Raw genomic sequence first — 22,495 nt, forward strand, 5'->3', positions numbered from 1 at the left:
CCGCTCCTGGTGGCCTCAACGAACCGCGCGGCCTGAAAGCGTTCCACCCGTCGGGTCGCGGCGCAGCGGAACGTTGTCGGTCGAAACACCAGCCGCCTCCTCGAACGGCGGTTGATGCCTGAAGCCCGCATGGCCCGAAACGATCGCTATGATCGCGCCGACGATCAGTGCCGCGAATGAGAACCACGAAGCGCGCGCTACATTGCGTGCTGCCGTATCGGCTGTCTGACGCGCGTCGGCTTGTGCTTGCGGACTCGACGCCTCAGCGGTAGCGGAGGCGATTGCGCCCTGGACCCGCTCGGTCAACACGCCCGCCATCGTATTACCCGTTCCCGATCGATCCATTGTTGCACCGACCGTTGCGCCCGTAGACGCCACGGTTCCGGCCGCGCTGACGGCGGTGCCGAAAAGAGACGTTGCTCCATAGATGACGAGCAGAATCATCACGGCCCACGCGAGCAGACCGTGGAGCCAGCCAAGGACGGGCGCGCAACGTCCTGCGAAATACGAGCCGGTAAAAACCGCGATGGCAGTCATTACGATCAGGTACGCCCCAGAACTGAAGCCATATCCCTCCAGCGGGTTGTAGCGCGAAAGCGGCGCAAACGCTGACATGCCGATTGCCGTGCCAAGCACGGTCAGAACGAGATACACGATCAGCGAGAGAATGACACCTGTGATCACGGATCCCCACGACACGCGGGGTAGTCCGGTTTGGGTGATGAGCAGTTTCATGGATGTGCCTTGGCAGTTGAGAAAACCCGAAATAGCGAACACAAAGATGGACTGTGTTCAGCAGTAACAGCGCATTGGGCGTTCCCGGCTGCGAACCGCTTCACCTGTTTTCTTCGGTCGCCTTCGCCGTTCTCATTCCTGCGAATGCGGCTTGCTCGCTGTCCGCGCGGGCACGCGTCGCAATCTCATCAAGAGCTGGTATTCCTGTGCCGCTACCAAAGGAATCGCGACCATACTCATCCTGGCAGTTGCCATGGTGATGGCGGGATACGGCGTGGAAACGGGTACGTCTGCGCTGAGAGGCAGGTTGGTCGAAATGAGTCTATGCGACGGCACCGCAACCTGGTCCACTCGACGATAGCATCGTGCATTTCGTCAGGGATCTGGGCATGCGCCTTCCGCTCGCGGCGCTGCTGTTGAGCCGGTTACCTGCGGAGTTGCAAGACCGGATACGGTCGGTGGACTATGTAGAGAAGACGAACATCTACGGCACCCCGTCCCATCATCTCGCCGCGCGTACCGACACGGTGGATTTCCAGGTGTGGGTGGCAGACGGCGACAAGCCTTTGCCACAGCGCGTCGTGCTTACTTACAGGACGGCGCCGGGCCAACCCCAGTATTGGGCACAGTTTTCCGACTGGAATATTGCGCCGGAGATCAACGATGGGACGTTCGCGGCCCGGGTACCTGAAGGCATGCAAAAAGTGGCGTTCGCAGCGCAGCTTCCCCGCATGTCGCCGACGGCTGGCAAGCCGTCCGCGAAGAAGGGAGTCAAGTGATGAAAACAGGATCATGGGATCGCGCCGTTACGGCGCTGGTCGCCGCAATATTCACGCTGGGCTTGATGAATCAGGCGGATGCACGAGGCGAGAGAGGCGGTGGCGCCCGTGGCGGTGGCGGCGATGGAGGCTATACCCGCGGCGGGGCGGCATCGGGGGGAGGGTTATCCTCCGGCGGCACAACCGCAGCACAAGGTCGCCCGCAACGCGGTGGTGGCGGCCAGCAGGCAGCGGCGCAGCAGAGTCAGGCCTCGCGTCAAGCTACTTCAAGTGCGAATCAGAGTGCGCGCCAGAGTTCGGCGAGCTCGATGCAGGCAACCTCCAGCCAGAACCAGGCGAACCGCCAGCAGAGCACGAGCGAGAATCAGGCACAGCGCCAGGCTACGTCGAGCCAGAACCAGAGCGCACGACAGACCGCGGCGGCACAAACGAGCAGCCAAAACCAGAGTGCGCGTCAATCCACCGCTAAGGAGATGCAGAACACGCGTGCTACGAACGTGACCAACGTGCAGAACAACTACAGTGGCAATTGCAACAACTGCTCAAACTCGGACTGGGACAGCGGCTCTGCGGCGGCCGGATTTGTGGCCGGGGCAATTGTGACCGGTGCGGCAGTTGCCGCGACCACACCACCCCCAACCACCGTCGTCGCTGCGCCTGCACCGGCACCCGTCGCGCCGCCGTGCAACGTCGCTCCGGTCGGGGTTCAGGGTGTGCCGTACTATAAGTGTGGCGCGACCTGGTACTCAGCGGGTTATGGCAGCAACGGCGTGGTGTACATGCCGGTTCCGCCGCCGCCCGGATACTAGTCGCGGTAGCGTCGCGCATGGTAGAAGTGTCAGTATGGTCGGTCGTGTTGCCAGTAGCGGTCAGTGGACCGCGTAGTCCCACGATTGGCTGGAACTCGTGGAAACACTGCAATTCGTTGGCGGCGTGAACACGCCGCTCGTTCAAGTCCGCAGGGCGGTCGTCTTCGTAGTCAACTCCTTGTCCTCGCCAAAGGAGATGTGGGACAAGTCCGGGTCTCCGCCCGGCACGATGCAGATCCTCGTAAAAGCGGCAGGCGTACCGATCGACCAGTATTCGTACGAGTCGACGGAATTGCGAAGGGATATCCACGCGAAATGCAGAACCATACGCCTGATTCGTGAGTCGCCGGCCCTTGCCGCCGTCCAGGACGAGACCGTGGTGAGTGCGTCGCGCACGCCGGACACGACAATCTACACAATAGACGAGTCGTTCGCCAAGTTGGCGGACAAGGAGGAGAAGCCTCTAGATACCTGCCCGGGCAATACGGCCAGGCTTCGGTACACTCGTGGACGAGTACGCCTTATCGGCAATGTGGGCTGGCCCGAGACGTCGTACCTAGCAGAAAACGATGATCCGGCAAGCGCTGTTTTACCGGCAGGCGGGTCCCGCTAACGGGAAGCAGCAATCGACCGCGGTAATGCAAGCGAACTGCTACGCCGCAACCCTTATTCGCCGAGATGCGACCGTGCACTTGTCGAAATGCGATCGGCATGTACGATCGCTAACACACATACCGGATCATGTTGGTGCAGTAATTTCTCGTGTTATGCGTCTCATTCACTACCTTCCTTTCGGGTAGCGAAAATAGTCTCAAGAAACTACCTTTCTAACATCTGGTCTGCTAATGGTGGGATAGTGTCCGCAATGCAAGGCGATAAGGACTGCAATACTTCCCTGTCGACGCTTCTGATCGTCACCTTCCTCGTCTTATCTTCGCCCGTAAGTGCACAGGAATTCTCGCTGCTGGCCGGACCCCTCGTAAGTGACGGTACAAAAACCTATTCGTGGAACGCCACTTATCGCGAAGGCCTCGGCCGCTTCACCGCGTGGAGCTTTTCCTGGATCAACGAAGGTCACATTCCGCAACATCACCGCGACGGCCAGACCGTGCAAGCCTGGGGGCGCCTGCCACTGTGGAACGACCGGCTGGAGTTATCGGCCGGTACCGGGCCGTATCGATACTTCGACACAACCGCAGCTCAGTCCGGAGGCGACTATTCGAACACGCACGGGTGGGGTCTCTTGTGGAGCATGCGCGCCGCATATTATTTCGATCGCCGCTGGATTGCCCAGGCGCAGCTGAATCACGTCCAGGTGTTTGGTGGTCCCGACACGACCGCGCTGCTGTTCGGCATCGGCTATCAACTCGAGGACAAGGGCGAGCCCGGTCCACGACAGCGCCCGACACCACGGACATCAAAGGTGACGAATAACCAAGTCACCGTGATGTTGGGCAAGACGATCCTGAACAGCGGCAACTCCGAGTCGGCCAACGCTGGAAGTCTCGAATACCGGCGCGGGCTGTGGCGCTATGTCGACGTGACGGCCTCATACATCCACGAAGGAGGGAAAATCCAGTCGCGCCGCGATGGTTTCGCCGCGCAGCTTTGGGCCACCCGCGCTTTCTTCGACGACGCCCTCACGCTGTCAGTCGGCGTTGGACCGTACGTTTCCATCACTCAGAACGATGACCTCCCGCAAAACCGCACCGGCGACGGTCGTATCTCTGCGCTTGTCGCAGTATCAGCGAGTTATAGGCTCGGCCAGCAATGGCTCACGCGCATCATATGGAATCGAGTCGTCACGCGCTACAACCGCGACACGGATCTGATCGAAGCCGGAGTAGGCTTTCGCTTTTAGCGCATTATCGTAGCAGTAGGTTCGGTTTGTGTAACGTGCGGTTCAACCTGCCCACCAACTCCGTGCTCTATTGCCATGCCGTCTTGAGCGCGGTCAGCGCATGAATCTTTTCGACCATGCGCCGGGGACTGAAGGAATCGTTTGATACATAAGCACAGTTGTATGTTTGACTGAAAGGCTCGAGAGCGGTTCGGGGACGCCGATCAAGCATGAAAGTGTTGATGTTCACGCAGAATTGACCCACCGTGGGTCAGTATTCGGTGGAAATCAACAGCGAGCCTCAGTTTCTCGGCCTGCGTCCGGCTCAGCCCAAACTCCCGAAACGGCCAGCGGTCGCTGAAAGCAGACACCCGCAGACTTTGTTGCACACGCGACATGGATCACCTGTTACGCGCATCGCGGCAGACGCACGGCGAACACGGTCTCTGTCTGGTCGGACCGCCCTTCGATCGCGCCGTGATGGGCCTTGGCAATTTCGCTCGCAATATACAGCCCGAGTCCGAGACCGCTCCCGTTTTTGCTCTCCTGATTCGTGCCTCTCGTCAGTGGGTCAAAAATCCGCTCCAGCGTCTGCTGGTCAATGATGGGACCGCTGTTCCTGACTTCAAGACAAACTTCCGCGTCATGACCCGTTGCTACAACGCGGACTGGCCTGTCCGGCGCGCCGTACCTTATCGCATTGATCACCAGATTCGAAAGCAGTTGCTGCAGGCGCGAACCGTCCCAAACACCCTTCAGGCTCCCCTTCAGCTCAAGATCGATGCGGCGGTCCGGATGAGCTGCGCGCAACTGGTCCACCGCGTCGCCAAACACGGCAGCCAGATCGACGTCACCAGGAGCAACGTTGATACCCAACCCAAGTTTGGTACGGTTGAAATCGCACAGATCATCCAGGAGTGCGTTCATGCGGACACCACTTCGAACCAGTCGGGCTGCGGCTTCCGATACCTTATGCCCGGCGTTCAGTGCCGCCAGATGTGTCGCGGTCGCCTGGATGGTCTGCAGCGGACTGCGCATATCGTGCCCAAGCATTCCGAGCAACAGATTGCGAGCCTGCTCTACCTGCGTATCGAAAAAATCCACCGATTCCGCGACTGCCTGATCGATCGCCTCGTTAAACCGGACCATGTCGTCCGGATCCGGGGCGACCGGCTGACATTTCTCTATCCACAAACGGAGGACGCTGGCGCGCAACGCGCGGTACTCAGCGACCATTTGTCTGACGTTGAAACCGCCCCGCGCTCGCAGAAGAGCGTGTGTTTGCGCAGCAGTTTCTGGTGCGCCAATTAGCCTCGGGGCTCGCCCCATTGATTTTTCGCGTTGAGCGTCGCTTGTTTGCGGAGTCGATACATCCTTGGCCACTGCCTGCAGGATCTGCTGTGCGTGGTCGCGCAGGGCGAGTGAGTCCATGTTACTTGCGGCCGGCAGCAGGGTAGCCGCAAACGTCTCCCATTCCGCCAGAATGCGCCCCATGTCCTGCAATATGAAGTCAGCTAGCCGCACGTCTGCCCCTGCAGAAATTGCGAGAGCCAAAAATGCTCCGGCCGAATCCATCTTACCCTGGTTGACGGGGGTTCCGAATGGCGGTTTTTAGCGCCGACTTTAGACGACTGGTCATGGCCGACCGCCGCCCCACAGTCGAGTGCGATGATGATCTTCCGGCACGTATCTCACACGAAAGGCATAGGCCGACCCCATAACCGACGGTCGACTTTTAGAAAGCGGCATCCACCCCCACTGAGCATGTCACGGCGTCTCATCGGGTCGACCGTCGCGGACCCACTGAACGACTCAGCGCCGCGTCTACGGGGGTGACTGGTTTCTTTCTGATGGGTACCTTCGACTCAACATGCATTGCGCCCGTTTCTTGCGTCAGCCGCTTGTAGAGCGAGTAGGATGAAGAAATGACCGTCGCGGACGTTTTCGGCGTGGCGATTGCTCTGCCCTTACGTCTGCCCTCGATTGATGTTGCAAGGGACGCAAGTATGAAGTCATTCGCATGCCCTGCGTTTGTCAGACCCTTTTTCGTGTTAGGCCCCATCGCTAACACGGTAGGTTCAGGAAACGTTGAATAGACATGGCCTCGGGCAAGGCCGTTGGCGTCATCAGCGTCCAGGCGCATCTGGCCGCCTCTACTACTGCCCGGACATGGCGGTATTGATCATGATGCACGATTTTCTTTCTCACAACCGTGCGACGTTAATCGAACGGTGTAGAGCGAAGGTGGCACTGCGGCCCGCGCGAGCGGCAACTGCGCAGCAGCTTCAGAATGGTGTGCCCATGTTTCTGGAACAGCTCATCAGGACACTTCGGGTTGAGCAGACGTCGGAGCCTATGGATAGTCGCAAGATTTCTGGTCCCTCGGGCGGCGGCGCGTCGTTATCGGAGATTGGCGAGTCAGCGGCGCAACACGGACGGCAACTCCTGGAGCTCGGGTTTACGGTGGACCAGGTGGTTCATGACTACGGCGACCTGTGCCAGGCGATCACGGATCTGGCTTTCGAGCGCGATGCCCCGTTCCAGATCGATGAGTTTCGAACGCTCAACCGCTGCCTTGACAACGCAATCGCCGACGCGGTCACAGAATTCAGCTATCAGCGGGATTCTGTCGTTGCAAGTCAGCAAGCACTTGAGATCAATGAACGACTGGGGTTTTTTGCGCACGAGCTTCGCAACCTTCTTGGCACCGCAACGCTCGCCTTTACCGCCGCCAAGATGGGAAATTTGAGTTTGTCCGGTGCGACGGGGGCGGTAATGGAGCGCAGCTTGTCCGGGATGCGCGATCTGATCAATGATTCCCTGTCTGAGGTTCGGGCAAGGGCCGGAAAAACCGGGCAACCCGTAACCTTTTCATTAGCCGACTTCATCGCCGAGATCAAATCTGCAGGCGACCTTGCGGCTCAGGTACAAGGGGCTGTATTGACAGTTTCCGCTGTCGACGCGCGCCTCGCCATCAATGGTGATCGTGATGCGCTCTATTCTGCGGTCGCAAACCTGCTGCAAAACGCTTTTAAGTTTACCCACCCCCATACCGAGGTCACCCTGGATGCGTACGCACTTTCGGATCACATTCTGATTGACGTTAAGGATCACTGCGGCGGCCTGGCTCCAGGCAGTGCCGAAAAAATGTTTCTGCCATTCACGCAAAATGGCCCAGATCAAAGCGGATTGGGGTTGGGACTTTCGATCGCTCGACGTAGCGTGGAGTCGAACGGCGGGGTTCTCAGTGTCCGCGACCTGCCGGGTACGGGCTGCGTCTTTACAGTTTGCCTGCCTCGATATGCCGTCACGCCAACGTGAGCGAGCCTGTTGCTAGCCAGCGGCCGCTACATCCGCCGCAAGAAAGCATCGGATTTCTTCTAGCGACGAATTTTCACCCCATACCGTGTTGTTAGGCCTCCAGATTGCTTCCGTTCAAAGCACAACCTGGAGGCACTGATGTCCACTGCGAACGCGGAGCGCGTGCTCATTGCGGACGACGACCCGAATCTGTTGGATGCGTACCTGCTGTTCTTCGAAGGTCAAGGGTACGAAGTTAGAACTGCGTCCGATGGAGTGGAAGCGCTTGGACAATACTGGGCCTGGCTTCCAGCCATCGTTATCCTTGATATCCAGATGCCTCGTCTCGACGGTTGGACAGTAGCGAAAGAGATCCGGCGTCTCACAGACAGCGCTGCGCCACTGCTGCTGGCGGTGACCGGTCTGTCAACGCCATCCGAGCGCGCCGAATCCATCAGGTGTGGTTTCGCCCATCATTTTGTAAAGCCCGCCCCGCTTCCGGACATTCTTGCCGCGATCGTATCTCGCCCGAGCTAGCGGTACGAATGGTTCTGAGGCAATTGCGGCGACCAATCGATCGCTTCCGGCCCCGCTTCAGACTGACCGGAATTGGCCGAACCTGGAAATACGAGATCGCCTGGAACGCCGCGATCCCTGGTTGAAAGCCGAGCTTCCGTAGAAGACCCACAAGAGACAGTCGCCCCTCTTTGAACATCCAGTGCATCAAGTCACACCCGTAGAAAGAAGCGACTCCGCCGTCTATGCCATCATCCGGTACATTGACCCGATTACGGGAGATCATGATGAGCAGCAAGTGGTTTTCGAAATTCGCGAGCTACCTTTCCACGATGACCGGTAGGCCCGCCACCTTTGTGATGGCCGTCGCCCTTGTGATCGTGTGGGCGACCACCGGCCCGTTCTTTCACTACAGCGACACATGGCAACTCGTGATCAACACGTCGACCACGATCGTCACGTTCCTGATGGTCTTCCTGATCCAGAACACCCAGAACCGTGACACGGCGGCGATGCAGATCAAGCTCGACGAGCTGATCCGCGCAATGGAAGGTGCGCATAACGCGCTGCTCGATCTCGAAGAACTCGAGGAAAAAGACCTGAGCCGTTTCCGAAAACACTACGAAAAACTGGCGGAAGAAGCGCGGACCGCGCTGCGCGCGGGCGGCACCGACACCGGTTCGCCGTTCGTCGATAACCACGATGACAATGACGACGACCGACGAGGCGATGAGAATCGCGATGGCAAGCCGGGGGCCGCGCCGCAACGCGGCTAGCAAAACGCGCTGTCCGGCTGCGGCGCGCATCCGCTCGATGAGTGTCAACACCTCCGCCGGCGCTTTTCTGGGTGGCAAGCGAATGACCGAAAGTGGCCGAACCGGGAAATCCGAGGTCGCCTCGAACACCGCGATCCATGGTTGAAAGCCGAACTTCCGTAGACGACCCAAAGCAGACGAGCCTCGAGCCGCCAAGCGGGCGACGGTTTCCGAGGGCCAAGCAGCCATTCTTCGACCAACGGCGCCTTCGCCCCAGCAGCGTCCTTTGCACCGCTCCAGGCCAAACGGAACAGGCTAACGGCAACCATGTCCTCGTTCGGATCGGCTCGCGACCATCCCTAGCTTCCAAGCCTGTTTGGAGCACACGGATATCGACAGATGCCGTTCAACTGTGGGCGAGACCGAACAATCGTCATCAAGCGCTGCCAGCCGCCCGGCGCGAGCAAGCTTCCAAGCAATCCAATCCTTCCGTGCGTCGCTACCAAGTTCCGACATCGGATTTCTATTGCATTATGCTCGTACTTCTATATTATGATCATAATTCAATGGAGCAACGCCTCTCTTCCAGCTCGGGAAGACGAAGTCACACCTTTCTTGCGAGGAAACTAATGAACGACACGCTCAGCAGCTCTACCCGAACATCTGCGCGAGAAGTGCAGAGGTTCGCTTCGTTGGGGCTCGCCGCGGCCGCTGACGCGATCCGTGCCGGTGAGATGACCTCAGAGGCGTACACGACGGCGCTGCTGCAGCAGGCCCGGTCGCACGCTGACCTTAGCGCTTTCATCACCATCGACGAAGACAGCGTGCTTGAGGCAGCGAATAACGCAGACAAGGCGCGGTCTGCCGGGGCAGAGGGCCCCCTGCTGGGTGTGCCAATCGGGGTGAAGGACAGCTACCTGACGAAAGGGCTGCGCACGAGCATCGGCCTGGATCAACTGGCGCGCTTCATTCCGACGGAAGATGCCGATGCGGTCCGGGCGATAAAGGATGCAGGCGCCCTAATTCTTGGGAAGAACAATCTCGTTGAGATGTCCTATGGGCTGACCGGACATAACGAACGCTATGGTCAGGTTAAAAACCCGCGCGCCCACGATCACGTCTCGGGAGGCTCCTCTAGCGGTTCTGCTGCGTCCGTGGCCGCCGGGATAGTACCCGCCTCGTTGGGCGGCGATACAGTTGGCTCGATCCGTGTGCCCGCGTCTCTCTGCGGCGTCGTTGGATTCAAGCCGACCACGGGACGCTGGCCACGTCACGGCGTCGCTCCGATCTCCCACACTCTCGACACGACCGGAGTGTTCGCACGCAACGTTGAAGACTGCATACTGATGGATCAGGTCGTCACCGGCGACAAGGTCGTGGAACCCGTAGAGCGAGACCCCAATCTGAGAGGAGTCCGACTGGCTTTTGCGCCGGGGCAGTTTCTCGGTTTGGTGGACCCGGAAGTCGAGGATCGTTTTCGTGAGGTAGTTCGGCGGTTGCGGGACGCGGGCGCGGAGATCTTTGAGATCGACCTCGGGGATGATTTCAATGCTCTCATCCAGACAACCACGTGGGGAATTTTCGCCCATGAGACCCAAGGCGCGATCTCTGAATTCCTCCGCCTGCACAATATTCCGATCACATTCGAGGCGATTTATGAAAGCCTCAAGCCGCAGCTTCGTGAAGCGTGGGCGCACATCGTACTGCCGGGCGGCGCAGGTGCTACTTCACTGGAAGCCTATCAGACTGCGCTCCACGTGAGCCGTCCGGAAATCCACCGCCGTTTGAGCCAGCTGTTCGCCACGCAAGGAGCACTTGCCATTCTGCAGCCGACGACGCCCTGCACGGCGCCTTCGATCGATGAGCAGGGCGCATTTCGCATCGCGGGCCAGGAAGTAAGCAATCTCGCCTTGGCCAACCACACTTTGTCAGCGAGCAGCGTGGGTCTGCCGGGTATCAGCCTCCCTGCGGGCGTGTCCCGCGCCGGCCTCCCGATCGGTCTTGAACTGGACGCCCCGCTGGCAAGCGACCAGGCGCTTCTGAAGCTTGCCCGCCGGATTGAGACAGTCTTAGGCGTCCAGCCGCCGTCGCTCTGACGTACTCGTCCCCCTTTTTACAAACGGGTCAACCCCGAACAGAACCGAACTCAGGATCGGCAAATGGCCAATGTCCTGTACACCACACGAACCATCCCGATTGACCACGTCACAATCAAATCGTTAAAGCCGTTCGAGGATGTTAGAGCCAGGCTCGAGGCCCTGGCGCCTCGCATCGATGACGGGATCTTCACACTTCTGCGATACGGTGAAAGCACCCTCGCGCTTCGAGAGTTGGAGGCATGTCCGCCACTCACTATTTTTGGCCAGCGTGACCACGGAGCGCTACTGGCTATTGCTGGACTGACGCGCCGATCCATCCAGTACGATATCGGCAATCCGCTCACCGCGTCGAAGATGACCCGTCATCAACTATCCGCGGGCCTCTATGCGCCCATTCGCGTGCTGTTGCGCGAGGACGGCGATGATGTTGTCGGATTTGAGTATGATCGGCCAGCCTCCGTTTTCGGCCAGTTCGGTAGCGAGGAGGTCAATGCCGTAGCTCAGCAGCTTGATCGCGACCTCCGAGCCTTGTTGGAGGCGGCTGCTAATTAACGGCTGCGAGACACGAGTGGAGAGAAAATGCGTTTCGAAAAAGGTCACAAAGCCGCGACCCGGCAGCATATCCTCGAGGTCGCCTCGAAAAGCTTCCGGCGCGCGGGAGTTTCGGCTGCGGGCATCAGCGGGATCATGGGAGCGGCCGGCCTGACCAACGGCGCTTTCTATCTCCACTTCGCCTCCAAGGAGGAGCTCGTCCGCGAGGCGGTCGAAAGCGCACTCGCGGAGCGGCAACTGGACCTCGAAGAGAAACTCCAAGCCGGCGCTGACCTTGAGAAAGTGATTCGAAGCTACCTAAGTCAAGCGCATCGCGAGGACCTGGCATGCGGATGTCCTTCGGCAGCTTTGCTTCCGGAACTTGGTCGACACTCGGTGCCCATACGGCAAACCTATGAAAATGGATTGCGAAGCTTCGTTGCGACGTTGGCCGCATTGCTCCCAGACGCAGATTCGAAATCGGCGGATCGTCGGGCAGCTGCCATCTTTGCTCTCATGGTGGGCACCCTTCAGCTGGCGCGCGCCGTGCCAGACGCTGCACGCGCGGAGGAAATCCTGGAAGGCGGCGTCGAGGCAGCGCTCGTCCTTGCACGCGAGTCACAAGAATGAACTTGGCGGCCCGGGCTCCTTAGCTGAGCCAGTGCAATGCATGAGATCCACGGTGACCTGCAGATTGACGAACGGCCGCCAACCGGTGCGAAGCGGCCGTTCGAGCATCCTCCCCGTGACACGATCGAATGTCAGAAACTGGCCGATCACTAGTTAAACTCCGTCCGATAGAGCCGACCCGATGAGCGCTCTATTCGTGATCAAGCCGTGGCAGGTCCGCGAGCGTTCGGTCCGCGTCGGAATCAGCGACCACCATTTCGATGCCTTCGCGTCCGGCCTCGTCGACGACGCGTCGGACCTCTGGGCCAGCAACACGCTGTCCATCCAGCGGAAAGACTGTTACGACGGTGTCGCCCTTAGCCAGTGCATCTACCACTTCGATTACAGGTGATGCGTGCGGAGTGACCTCAAATTGCTCGCCGCTGACGGACACCTGCCCCCAAAGCACGTGTGTGACCCTTTGCGAATTCCCGTCCATCCGAACCGCCGTTATAGCGTGCACTGCCATCGCTTTCCCGCCTTTGTTGGGGAAATCCTAGCATGAGCGCAACGATCAGTTCGGCACCTACCGATACCGCGAGCCGGCGACGCACCCTTCGTTGACCGTGCGCGGACGATGTTCTTCATGCTGAACCCGGGCGCGGTCAACACCAGTTGCGACGACCGATCATCAGGCGCTGCCGCTCGCGAACCTCGCAAGGCCGCCGCAGCACTGACGTCCACGTTACCCCAGGCAGATCGCAAGCGCTCGGCGGCACGCATCGCGCTATCGGGTCTCGTGGACCGTACCTTCGCCTGGGGATCCGGATCGAAAGGTTGCGCGCGTTCCAGAGCAGTTTGAGTTTCTTACCGCGCAGGAGGCATTCAGGTACGCGGAAAAACGCGCGCATATATTCATTGACTGCATGTCGTCGCGTTCTTCGCCAGGGTGAAAGGCGACGCAAGCTCCTAGCACGCCGACGACGATTACACGAGGTGATCGTTGTTTTTTCGCGGATGCCGATTGGGCTATCGACCGGCGGTGAGCGTGCTTGGCTCATCAGCAAGCTTCCTCTGCCGGATGATCGAAGACCGAACGATGGCTGTACTGCGAGGGGCGTCGAACTGACTATGCCATGACGCACGCCGCAAAAAATCCATTCGTCTCAGGACCGGACCAATGATCCAGGAGGCAGATGATGAAGTCCGAGGTGCATCGGTTTGTCTACACTCGCTCGCAGGGTCTCAAGCGGTCGTATGCTGTGACCGTAAATGTTGTCAGACTCGATTCGGGGATATTCGAATAGAGTGTCTGGGTGCATCACGAAGGCGCGTTCAAAGGAAATGGCCTCCTTTTTCCGCTCGCATCGAGCAATGCCGACGACGCGGCAGCAGAAACGCGTGGTCGCATCGGGGACGATATCAAACAGTTGGCAGGTGTGACGGAGTAAAAGGCCGTCAGGAGAAGGCGCGTTGTGACCGACGGCCGGAACGATGAATGCGGTCCTGTCGATGTCGCACAGCCGTGTTCGGCGCCCATGTTGCCGTCGTGCTGATCGGCGATTCGTAAGCCAATCATTTGATTCCCCAACCCGTACTTTCGCTCGCCTCGCCGGTCGTCGCGGACTGTGCATCACCGGCGGAACGGCTGCCCGGTCGCCTGCCGGCCGGTTGCAGGGCGACACGCAACTGATCAAGCGTAAAAGGCTTGCGCAGCGCCGACCATTCGAATCCAAACCTCTCGTGGTCGGGGACAACGTTTCCCGAAGCGAAAATGATCCGAAGTTCCGGGCGGATGGCAATCGCGCGTCGCGCCAGCTCGGTGCCTGACATATCCGGCATGACGATGTCGGTGAGCAGGACATCGAAGTCGTTTCCGTCAAGCGCGTCCAGCGCCTGTGCCGCGCTTGCCGCGCGCTGTGGATGCAATCCGACCAGTGCCAGCAGTTCGCAGGTTGCCTCTAGCGAAGCGGCGTCGTCTTCGACGACCAGAATCCGCAGGCCGCCCCCGTCTACGGCGGCCCCACGCCCGGCGCGGTTGGCAACTGCGCCCGCCCGGCTCGCCTTCTTGTCGCTGGTGCCGAGCACCTGTCGCACTTTGGCGGCGAGTTGCTGACGGCTGTATGGCTTGCTCAGCAGCTCCACACCCGGGTCCAGTCGGCCGCCGTGGACAATGGCGTTCTGTGTGTACCCGGAAGTGAAAAGGACCTTCAGCCCCGGCAACATCGCAACGGCCCTCCGAGCCATTTCGGGACTGCGCAGGACGCCTGGCATCACCACGTCAGTGAACAGCAGATCGATGTGCACGCCGCTCGCCACGACGGTCAGCGCCTGCTCGGCGTCGTTGGCCTTGAGCACCGCATAGCCGAGGCCTGAGAGCATTTCCACGACCGTCGACTGAACTCTCAGGTCGTCCTCCACGACGAGAATTGTCTCGTCGCCGTGCCTCAGACCGGCGGGCGTGCCCGCTCTGCTTTCAACTGCCGCGCCGATAGAACGCGGCAGATAGATCCTGACGGTCGTTCCTTCGCCAATCTCGCTGTAAAGGCGGATGTGCCCGCCGCTCTGCTTGACGAATCCGTAGGCCATGCTCAAGCCCAGCCCCGTACCTCGACCCTCGGGCTTCGTGCTGAAAAATGGATCAAAAGCGCGGTCCATCACGTCCCGGCTCATGCCGGTTCCGGTGTCTGTGACGGCCAGCATCACATACTGGCCGGCGGCGACGTCGGGAACCGAGGCCACGTATTCGTCGTCGAGCGTCGCATTCGAAAGCTCAACAGTGAGCTTGCCGCCATCGGGCATTGCATCGCGGGCATTGATCGCGAGGTTGAGGATCACGTTTTCAAACTGATTCGGGTCGACAATCGTATTCCACAGCCCCCCCGCCACTACGGACTCGATCTCAATTGACTCACCCAGCGCCCGTCGCAGAAGGTCGTCGAGCGACCGGAGCTGACGCGCAGGATTGACCACCACCGGGGCAAGAGGTTGCTGTCGACCAAATGCAAGCAGCTGCGATGCGAGCTTCGCACCGCGGTCCACTGCGTCGATCGCGTTACCAAGCCGCTCGGCGCTCCATTGATCGCGGCCATGCCTGCTTTCGAGCAGTTCCAGGTTGCCCCGCAGCACCTGCAGAACGTTGTTGAAGTCGTGTGCCACACCGCCCGTGAGTTTGCCCAACGCTTCCATCTTCTGCGCCTGGAACAGTTCGCTCCGCGTTTGCTCAAGTAGCTCGGCTGCCCGCCGTCGCTCGGAAATGTCGCGCGTGACTTTTGCAAATCCCACCAGTTGTCCATCCTCATGGATGGCATCGATAATGACATGCGCGAAAAATCGGCTACCGTCGCGCCGTACGCGCCAGCCTTCGGCCTCAAAACGTCCCTCCTGTCGGGCTGTCTCCAGTCCCCGGAACGGGACGCCGGCTGCCACATCCTCGGGGGTGTAAAACCGGGAAAAATGTGACCCGATGATCTCGCCCTCGGTGTACCCCTTGATCCGCCGCGCGCCTGAGTTCCAACTGGTGATACGCCCATCGGGCGAGAGCATGAAGATGGCATAGTCAGTGACACCCTGAATCAGAAGGCGGAAGTTCCGTTCGCTCCTGAGTACCGCGTCGTGGGCGGTCCTTTTGTCACTGACGTCGGAGATCACCGTGCCGAATCCAATTAGCTGACCCTGGCTATCGCGCAGTGCCGTCATGACGACGTTTGCCCAGAACGGTGTGCCGTCTTTGCGCAGGCGCCAGCCCTCGATGGCATATCGCCCGGCCTCAGCCGCAGCCCGCAGCGCTGCCTCGGGGGCACCAGAAACGCGGTCCGCCTCGGGAAAAAAGACGGCATATGGCTCTCCAATAATCTCGGGAGGCCGGTAGCCCTGGATGCGTTCGCCGCCGGGGTTCCAGGTCAGGACCATCCCTTCGGGCGAGACAGCGAAGATCGAATAGTCCTGGGTCGATTCGGCCCAGAGTCTGAGCCAGTCGGACTCGAATGCGGCCGGTCGTGGGTCAATGTCGTCCATTTATGGATTGTCTAAGCCTTCGAACCAGCGTCCGTGTATAAGAAACTACGTACGCGCAATAAACGGACCAGGCGCCGAACTATTAATCACGTACGTTTCAGAACTGCCAGCCTGGCGCCTTGTACGGACAGCGCCGAACTGTCTACGCGCCACGCGTCTGTCAGGAATGCCGGCAGCGGGACGCCTGGCTTTTTTTCGCCGGTCGCCTAGAGTTGTTTGGAGCGGCCGTCGGCAACCATGTCCGATAGCCGCCCTCGCAAAGGCCAGGCAGGGGAACGCCTGGCCTCTTTTTTCAGTCGCCGTCATCATGCCGACTGATCGGGCAACGCAGCACGCGCGTCGTGTCGCGATGGCGCACCGGAATGGAACGCTGCGTCAATGCCGGCAATCCCTTCTCACACCGGCCTGAACTAGCTCTCTTCGTTGAAATCGAAAACTGAAACGACATCAGAGAAGTCCTCTTTTCGATGGATTGCCGACGAAGACGCTCGGGTATCCTGCCGGTCTCTCAGGTTCTGCCTCGCGTTCGGACTGGGCGGGATCACTTGGCCGGCCCTCGCGGTCGGCTACTTTTTGCACGCCGCTGACAGCGGCCACAAGCATCAGACCGTCGCAGCATCCGCGCTGGCGTAATTATTGCTGCAATGCAACACCACCGGCGGTCGGGGGGAGGAAGCGCATGGCGGCAAACAAACTCGTGAAAGTGCATGCGGCAGTTGGCGAACGTGTGTTCGTGGCGACCTTTAAGCCCACGACGGGGCACCTGCGGGTCCTTGAAGGCGATCGGACTCTACTTGCGATGAGTGCACCCGACTCGTGGATGGCGCTCGCCACTTCAGGGCGGGCGGCGGCGACAGGATGGGGTTCGCATCCCGGCGAGGTGGAGCTGACCGCGTTCCTGGAAGACTATCTTTGCGCCGGCCGCGATGAGACTGCGACGCCGTCACGTGGTTAGCTGCCGAGAAGCGTTCAGTTGTCAGAGCTGCCCGTGTCGATATCAGCGTCGGCTCAAGCTGCGGAACTGGCGGCGTCCGGCAGACCGAAGCGCTCTCGTTATTGTAGGCGTCGAATCGCTGATTCTAGTAATTGGGCAGCGGTCCAGTACGCGACCCACGGGTCTTGAGCCTGGAAGCTCAGATATTCGCGCGCCGTCTGGACGGACCACGGCGCGCCGCTCTTGAGTTCGGACAGTTGCTCCCACGACAACGGCACCGACACGTCCATTCCGGGGCGCGCCCGCGCGGAGAACGCGGCTGGCGGTTTCTAAAATTTCTCGACCCAAGGCCTGATTTCAAGCTCCCAAGACCACGCGCTGCGATATACCATCGGAGTCAACAAGCCGAGCCTTTACGCTGCGTTCGGTAGCAAGGAAGAGCTGTTCTTCAAGGCGTTAAGCCTGTATCAGCAGCGGCTGGGATCGTTCGCGGCACCATCACTGGAATTGCCTTCGGCACGCAGCGGTCTCGAAGCTTTCCTTCGTGCTTTGGCGACGTTTCAGAGTGCCCCGGCAACGCCACAGGGATGCCTCCTGGTTCAAGGAGCGCTGACTGGCAGCGACGATTCGAAGCGTGTGTCGAAGGTCATGTGTGATGTACGCGCATCTGGCGTCGAGATGATCCGCCAATGCCTGGAGCGCGGAGTCAAACAGGGCGAATTGCCGGCCGATACAGATATCGAAGCACTGGCTCGATATTTCGGCGCTGTTTCCAATGGCGTCTCGGTACAGGCGGCCAGTGGTATTCCGACGGAAAAGCTGCACGAGACAATCAGCATTGCAATGCGAAACTGGCCGGAGGTCAGCTGATAAAACAACCTCGTCCTCGTTCGGCCGTAGATGAATCGACGGACGCGGACCCGCAATGCTCGTTCGCCTGCTGACTGACCCGGCAGCGCCGCAGAATGGCGAAGACTCTCTTGTCAATGAACGATTGATGCCGCGGTGGGCACCGTCCCGGCTAGGCACCCGTGAAGGTTCTCTCCGGGCGCGGGCGCGTCAGATTTGGATGATGAACGCCGGCATCGACGGGTATTCTGGCGCATAGATGTGTAGCCCAGATGAGATCCAAAACCCGGATTCGACGGGCCGTTATTCGGCCAAAGCCGACGGTCGCCGATCAGCCGCTGTGCGGCGGCTGATCGGCGCTTCACTGACATTCTCAGACCCGTGCCAAAGAATGTCTCGTCTCTCTATCGACGAATGAGTCTTCACGACCCGGAGTTGCCCTTCGGTCCGGCCTGGCCGCAACGTCCACTTTGGAAGTCTAACGGACATACGTCAGCGTCCAGTCGAACGCGCAGGCTTCCCGGATAGCCCCACCGGACTCGGGCCAACTTAATATATGGAGCACGCACTCGCGCACGTCGTCCACTGTTACGTGCGGCTGCGACGCGAGTGCACTGGTAATATTTGGCTGACCCGAAAACTCGGTATGCCCTGCCATATGCCGACATTCCAAAAGAGCGACATCGCACGAACACAGCTTGAGACGGCTGTAGACATCTTCTTTAAGGGATTCAGTCATCACTCAGTCATCACACTCGCCGGTGCGGCAAGCGGAATTCTGGACGGCCTTCTACTCGCGGCCGGTAAAGAGCCGTTTATTGACTATGCGCGCCGGGTCCATGCGGCGCTACAGGGTCAGATGCCTGCTCGAGTCAAGTTCGCGCATTTCATCGAGAAGAGGCTCGGTGTCTCATCGCACAAGCATTTGTCAGAGACCGATGATAATTCGATCACGCTAGACCTTGAGGACCTTGCAGAGAAAGCTCTGACTCGAGCAATCGTTGAATACGTGACGTTGTACGGACAGGAAGAGCCGTTTGTAAAGGCATACCTGCAATGGTCTTGGGTAACTAAAGACGGGCCAGGACTATTGAGGAAATATACCGAGGTACCTCCAAAAATGAGGCTGAAATCAGAATGACGACCAAGACGTACACTCGCCACCAACTCGCGGCGGACCAACTTCGCACGGCAGTCTGCCTCTTCATCGCAGGTCGCGACCGCTTCTCGGTGATCACGCTCGCGGGTGCGGCAGACGTCATTCTCTCTCGCCTTGTTCTCAATTCCGGACAGGAGAACTTTACTGACTCGATTATTAGAATGGAGATCGAGAAGGGCGGCCCCGAGAGAACGCGAGCGGAAGCCGGGAAGGCTGTCAACGACATGCTCCTCGTTAACGCGCTGAAGCATTTTGATCAGGGCGATGATGGGACCGTGGAAGTAGACGACTTGGAAGAATGCGCGCTCGCTGCGATCCTAAAAGCGATGGCGAACTACGTTGCTCTTTCCGGAAAGAAGGAGAGCTGGGTGCAAGCATTCTTCTTTTGGATCAAACAGAATCTTGACCCAAACAAATACAACGTGGACCGCGATCCAAACTGGGTCGGGCCGAAGCCCGGAGCATAGCCGGCAGCCGAATGCGTCGATCGCCGCCCACCAGTGCAGGATGTAGGTTTCGCGTCAGTGAATCAAACTCCACGGGGAGGTAAGCGTTGCGGCACGTCTATTCACACGTCCGTCTCCCGAAGTTGGTCAAGAATAGTCTGAACCGACGTTGCAATGTACTTAGACCTCAGTGACTTGGTCATAGGTGAGCGGTACGCATACTCTGAAAAGACATCCTTTTCCGTAGACTTCAATCTCAGAGACCGGAAAAAAGTCGAGTCAAGGTATAAATCTGCCGGTGCGTGAACATTTGCGCGGATTGATTGGCGAGCAGCCTCGTCTATCGCCATGAGTTGGGCAAAAGGGAGTCCGAGAGTATTCAATGAAATGTGATTTCCGCTTGCCGACCGGTGCAATGGTTCGTGTTCGGCATAGGAATTGAGGCCTTGTGTCATGATCGCGTACGCTGTGACACCTAGCGACTTTTCAAAGGCACAGCGCAGTTCGACGACCACTGGCAACAACATTTCCGGCGCATACGTATAGCGTATTTCGCTACCGACGTGCCCAACCGACCAAGCTTGCTTGACTAACAAGCTGTCGGCGAACGATATGAAGCCGAAGTCTGGGTATCTGTCTGCAATAGCATCAATCTCGTCTCGGAGGTGCCGCAAGGACTCCGCGCGCAACTTCCCCGCACGAAGAAGATCCTTAATACCAATTGCGTCGACGATTGCAAACGCCGCGAGCGGACGCTCGTGTAGTTCGGTCAGCCAGTCTGACCGAACGAAAATCGTCGGTTTTTCATCGTATTTCCATATATCGACACATGCCACGAATGCAGACTTGGGTAAAAAAACTGATACTTCATGGAAACGATCGAAAGTGTTTGGATACCACGACAACTCTATCCATTCGTGATCAACCGACCGAGCCGCTGCATGGCTAACGAAACCACCGGCTAGGCTGGCATGCTTTCCTTCGAAGTGGTTTGTCCATTCCCTCTCATAGGCTTCAATCTCCTGTTCGTCCCTGACGATAATGTCACGGTCCAAAGGAACATCGGCAAATGCTGTCGACCCAAATTCTACGCGTTCAAACATGCATCTCTCCGTGCCATTGGACTGATTATAAATCCCTTGCTTTCTCTGCCATGGTAACCTTCAACCTCGGAACGGGCCGATAGTGGTCAATCGACCTATCAACCGCTGACGCTGATGGTAAGCCACTTCGGCGCGCATGCTCAACGCCAAGCCTTACATCTCATGCGTGAATGTCCCTTGTCTGGCCGTAACCGACGGTCAAACGTCTATGTGAGAGACGGTTCGAACGGCCGAAAATGGCCCAGACTGTGTCGAAACGGGCGGCCACAAGAAATAACGAAACCGGTCTCATCGGACGTTGCAGCTTTTCGATTGCGACAAGCCGAACGAAACCCGGCGAACAGATTGCAAAGGTTCAACAACCCCATGCGGGCATCACGCCCGCATTGCTGTCATAAGCGTTTCTGAACCGAGTAACCGGATCACTCGCTTCATGTTGTACGCCAGCACGTGCAAGCTCATTTCAGTGCTCACTCGTTCGATGGTCCGCGTGAGGAAATGAGTGGCCCCCATCCATGCCTTAATCGTGCCGAAGGGATGCTCGACTGTCTCTCGCCGGGTACGCATTATCTCAGGAGCATGATCAAGTCGCGCCTGCATTTCCTCAACAAGGGTCTCGTGCTCCCAGCGGGTCATACGCCGCTCAGTGCCCGGCGTACATTTCTCTTTTAACGAGCACTGCTGGCAATTCGAACTCCAATACTTGCCGAGCTTCAGAGCACGCTCTATGGTCCAGCATCGCCAGATGAGCCGCTCACCGGCCGGACACCGATATTCGTTCGTTTCCGGGTTGTAAATAAAATCATCCCTGCTGAAACGGCCATGCGCCGTGGCGGTTGATGTCACCGTCTTTGCCACGAATACGGTGATGCCAGCTTCGTGGCATGCAAGTATCTCTTCGCTCTTGTAGTAGCCTCGATCCGCGATCGCAGTGAGTTTGCCTACACCCATTTCCGTTCGGGCAAGCTTCGCCATCGACGTCAGTTGATCACGATCAATGCCGTTGTTAGTTACCTCGTGCGCGACGATCAAATGGTGCTTCGTATCCACTGCCGTCTGGACGTTGTAGCCAACAACTCCGGTCCCACGCGTCTTCATTGAACGCGCGTCCGGGTCGGTAAGCGAAACCTGCTTGTCAGGTGTCGCGTTCAGTCGCACCTCGATCTCCTTGAGGCTTCGCATCTGCTCCTTCAAGGCCGCAATCTTGTCTTGCAGTCGCTCTGTCCTGACCTTCGCGACTGCCGGCTCCTGACGATCCGCTGTGTCCATTGCCTCGAGATAGCGAGCGATACTTGACTCGATGTCGCGCATGCGTCGTTCAAGCTTCGCGCTCGTGAAGTTACGGTCGCGGTGGTTCACCGCCTTGAACTTGCTGCCGTCAATCGCAACGATCGCTTCGGCGAAGAGGTCCAGACGCTGGCACAGCACGACGAACTGACGGCAGACGCTACGGATCGCTTTGCCGTTGTCTTTACGGAACCGCGCAATGGTCTTGAAGTCTGGTGCCAGGCGGCCCGTAAGCCACATGAGTTCGACGTTGCGCTGAGCCTCGCGTTCAAGGCGGCGGCTCGACTGAATACGATTCAGGTACCCGTAGATATAGATCTTGAGCATCACCTCGGGGTGATACGACGGCCGACCAGTCAACGCTGGTTCGACGCCTTCAAACCCAAGCTTACGAAGATCAAGCTCATCGACAAAGACATCAACTACGCGCACGGGATTGGTGTCCGTCACGTAGTCATCGAGCGCTTCAGGAAGGAGAGAGCTTTGTGTACGATTGTCGCCTTGAACGAACCGTTTCATGTTGCTCATCCTCGCTTTCGGATGGCAAATTTTAACGCATCCAAAATGCGTTTTGACACAATCTGGGCCGAAACCGGAAATCCGACGCACAGCAGGATGCCCGCGTTGAGATCTCTCGCACCTACTTCCCCCTGAGTTCAAGCATGGCCTACTCCTCCGACCTCGACGCGTCCCTTGTCCACTCCGGCGGAACTAGCCCCAGTTGCCG

General features: G+C 58.8%; 19 protein-coding genes and 2 pseudogenes. 15 read left to right on the plus strand and 6 right to left on the minus strand.

Features of this window, described 5'->3' with window-relative positions:
- Positions 1 to 15: 15 nt before the first annotated feature.
- Entirely contained in the window at positions 16 to 735 is a 720-nt protein-coding gene (locus tag SB822_RS36635; RefSeq protein WP_410856861.1) for a hypothetical protein, read from the minus strand.
- Between the two features lie 332 nt (positions 736 to 1,067).
- Here SB822_RS36635 and SB822_RS36640 point away from each other — a divergent pair.
- From SB822_RS36640 to SB822_RS36655, 4 genes and pseudogenes are all read left to right on the plus strand, one after another.
- Positions 1,068 to 1,514 (plus strand): annotated as a pseudogene (locus SB822_RS36640) (DUF2092 domain-containing protein); the annotation flags it as partial.
- Between the two features lie 308 nt (positions 1,515 to 1,822).
- Positions 1,823 to 2,323, plus strand: a complete 501-nt coding sequence (locus SB822_RS36645; RefSeq protein ID WP_410856862.1) for a hypothetical protein — start codon at positions 1,823 to 1,825, stop codon at positions 2,321 to 2,323.
- Positions 2,324 to 2,420: 97 nt separating this feature from the next.
- Positions 2,421 to 2,936, plus strand: coding sequence for a hypothetical protein (locus SB822_RS36650; RefSeq protein ID WP_410856863.1), 516 nt, complete (start codon positions 2,421 to 2,423; stop codon positions 2,934 to 2,936).
- 243 nt (positions 2,937 to 3,179) lie between these two features.
- Positions 3,180 to 4,184, plus strand: a complete 1,005-nt coding sequence (locus SB822_RS36655) for a hypothetical protein (RefSeq protein WP_410856864.1) — start codon at positions 3,180 to 3,182, stop codon at positions 4,182 to 4,184.
- A gap of 387 nt (positions 4,185 to 4,571) precedes the next feature.
- Here the strand turns inward: SB822_RS36655 and SB822_RS36660 are convergent, their stop codons facing one another.
- The gene (locus SB822_RS36660; RefSeq protein WP_410856878.1) at positions 4,572 to 5,687 is read right to left on the minus strand and encodes a sensor histidine kinase; all 1,116 of its coding nucleotides are present in this window, start codon (positions 5,685 to 5,687) and stop codon (positions 4,572 to 4,574) included.
- 660 nt (positions 5,688 to 6,347) lie between these two features.
- On the opposite strand from SB822_RS36660, the gene SB822_RS36665 reads away from it, so the two are divergent.
- The 7 genes from SB822_RS36665 (at position 6,348) to SB822_RS36695 (ending at position 12,385) form a co-directional block, all read left to right on the plus strand.
- Positions 6,348 to 7,484 carry a sensor histidine kinase gene (locus SB822_RS36665; RefSeq protein ID WP_410856865.1) on the plus strand — a complete coding sequence of 379 codons (1,137 nt, stop codon included), beginning with the start codon at positions 6,348 to 6,350 and terminating at the stop codon, positions 7,482 to 7,484.
- A gap of 138 nt (positions 7,485 to 7,622) precedes the next feature.
- Positions 7,623 to 8,000 (plus strand): response regulator, encoded by a 378-nt coding sequence (locus SB822_RS36670; RefSeq protein WP_410856866.1) that lies wholly within the window; start codon positions 7,623 to 7,625, stop codon positions 7,998 to 8,000.
- Positions 8,001 to 8,263: 263 nt separating this feature from the next.
- Positions 8,264 to 8,755, plus strand: a complete 492-nt coding sequence (locus tag SB822_RS36675) for a low affinity iron permease family protein (RefSeq protein WP_410856867.1) — start codon at positions 8,264 to 8,266, stop codon at positions 8,753 to 8,755.
- Between the two features lie 608 nt (positions 8,756 to 9,363).
- Positions 9,364 to 10,830, plus strand: coding sequence for an amidase family protein (locus tag SB822_RS36680; RefSeq protein ID WP_410856868.1), 1,467 nt, complete (start codon positions 9,364 to 9,366; stop codon positions 10,828 to 10,830).
- Positions 10,831 to 10,893: 63 nt separating this feature from the next.
- Positions 10,894 to 11,385: a DUF302 domain-containing protein gene (locus SB822_RS36685; RefSeq protein WP_213226365.1), complete on the plus strand. Its 492-nt coding sequence runs from the start codon at positions 10,894 to 10,896 to the stop codon at positions 11,383 to 11,385.
- Between the two features lie 27 nt (positions 11,386 to 11,412).
- Entirely contained in the window at positions 11,413 to 11,994 is a 582-nt protein-coding gene (locus SB822_RS36690; RefSeq protein WP_007737001.1) for a TetR/AcrR family transcriptional regulator, read from the plus strand.
- A 181-nt stretch (positions 11,995 to 12,175) separates the two neighbouring features.
- Positions 12,176 to 12,385 carry a hypothetical protein gene (locus tag SB822_RS36695; RefSeq protein ID WP_410856869.1) on the plus strand — a complete coding sequence of 70 codons (210 nt, stop codon included), beginning with the start codon at positions 12,176 to 12,178 and terminating at the stop codon, positions 12,383 to 12,385.
- 1,163 nt (positions 12,386 to 13,548) lie between these two features.
- Here the strand turns inward: SB822_RS36695 and SB822_RS36700 are convergent.
- Positions 13,549 to 15,990 (minus strand): PAS domain S-box protein, encoded by a 2,442-nt coding sequence (locus SB822_RS36700; RefSeq protein WP_410856870.1) that lies wholly within the window; start codon positions 15,988 to 15,990, stop codon positions 13,549 to 13,551.
- Positions 15,991 to 16,669: 679 nt separating this feature from the next.
- Between SB822_RS36700 and SB822_RS36705 the strand changes: the two genes are divergently transcribed.
- The gene (locus tag SB822_RS36705) at positions 16,670 to 16,945 is read left to right on the plus strand and encodes a hypothetical protein (RefSeq protein WP_410856871.1); all 276 of its coding nucleotides are present in this window, start codon (positions 16,670 to 16,672) and stop codon (positions 16,943 to 16,945) included.
- Between the two features lie 98 nt (positions 16,946 to 17,043).
- Here the strand turns inward: SB822_RS36705 and SB822_RS36710 are convergent.
- A pseudogene (locus tag SB822_RS36710) lies at positions 17,044 to 17,244 on the minus strand (hypothetical protein); the annotation flags it as partial.
- A gap of 187 nt (positions 17,245 to 17,431) precedes the next feature.
- Between SB822_RS36710 and SB822_RS36715 the strand changes: the two are divergent.
- The 3 genes from SB822_RS36715 to SB822_RS36725 all read left to right on the plus strand — a co-directional run bounded on the left by SB822_RS36715 (position 17,432) and on the right by SB822_RS36725 (position 19,399).
- Positions 17,432 to 17,794 (plus strand): TetR family transcriptional regulator C-terminal domain-containing protein, encoded by a 363-nt coding sequence (locus SB822_RS36715; protein ID WP_410856872.1) that lies wholly within the window; start codon positions 17,432 to 17,434, stop codon positions 17,792 to 17,794.
- Between the two features lie 637 nt (positions 17,795 to 18,431).
- The gene (locus SB822_RS36720) at positions 18,432 to 18,914 is read left to right on the plus strand and encodes a hypothetical protein (protein ID WP_410856873.1); all 483 of its coding nucleotides are present in this window, start codon (positions 18,432 to 18,434) and stop codon (positions 18,912 to 18,914) included.
- Positions 18,911 to 19,399 carry a hypothetical protein gene (locus SB822_RS36725; protein WP_410856874.1) on the plus strand — a complete coding sequence of 163 codons (489 nt, stop codon included), beginning with the start codon at positions 18,911 to 18,913 and terminating at the stop codon, positions 19,397 to 19,399. Before SB822_RS36720 ends, SB822_RS36725 begins: the two co-directional genes overlap by 4 nt.
- 101 nt (positions 19,400 to 19,500) lie before the next feature.
- Here the strand turns inward: SB822_RS36725 and SB822_RS36730 are convergent, their stop codons facing one another.
- Both SB822_RS36730 and SB822_RS36735 read right to left on the minus strand, forming a co-directional pair.
- Entirely contained in the window at positions 19,501 to 20,481 is a 981-nt protein-coding gene (locus SB822_RS36730) for a hypothetical protein (RefSeq protein ID WP_410856875.1), read from the minus strand.
- A gap of 375 nt (positions 20,482 to 20,856) precedes the next feature.
- On the minus strand, positions 20,857 to 22,287 hold the full coding sequence (locus SB822_RS36735) for an IS1182 family transposase (RefSeq protein WP_224028112.1): 1,431 nt from the start codon (positions 22,285 to 22,287) through the stop codon (positions 20,857 to 20,859).
- Positions 22,288 to 22,495 lie beyond the last annotated feature (208 nt).

The sequence above is a fragment of the Paraburkholderia sp. SIMBA_054 genome (assembly GCF_046534875.1).
Lineage (GTDB): Bacteria > Pseudomonadota > Gammaproteobacteria > Burkholderiales > Burkholderiaceae > Paraburkholderia > Paraburkholderia hospita.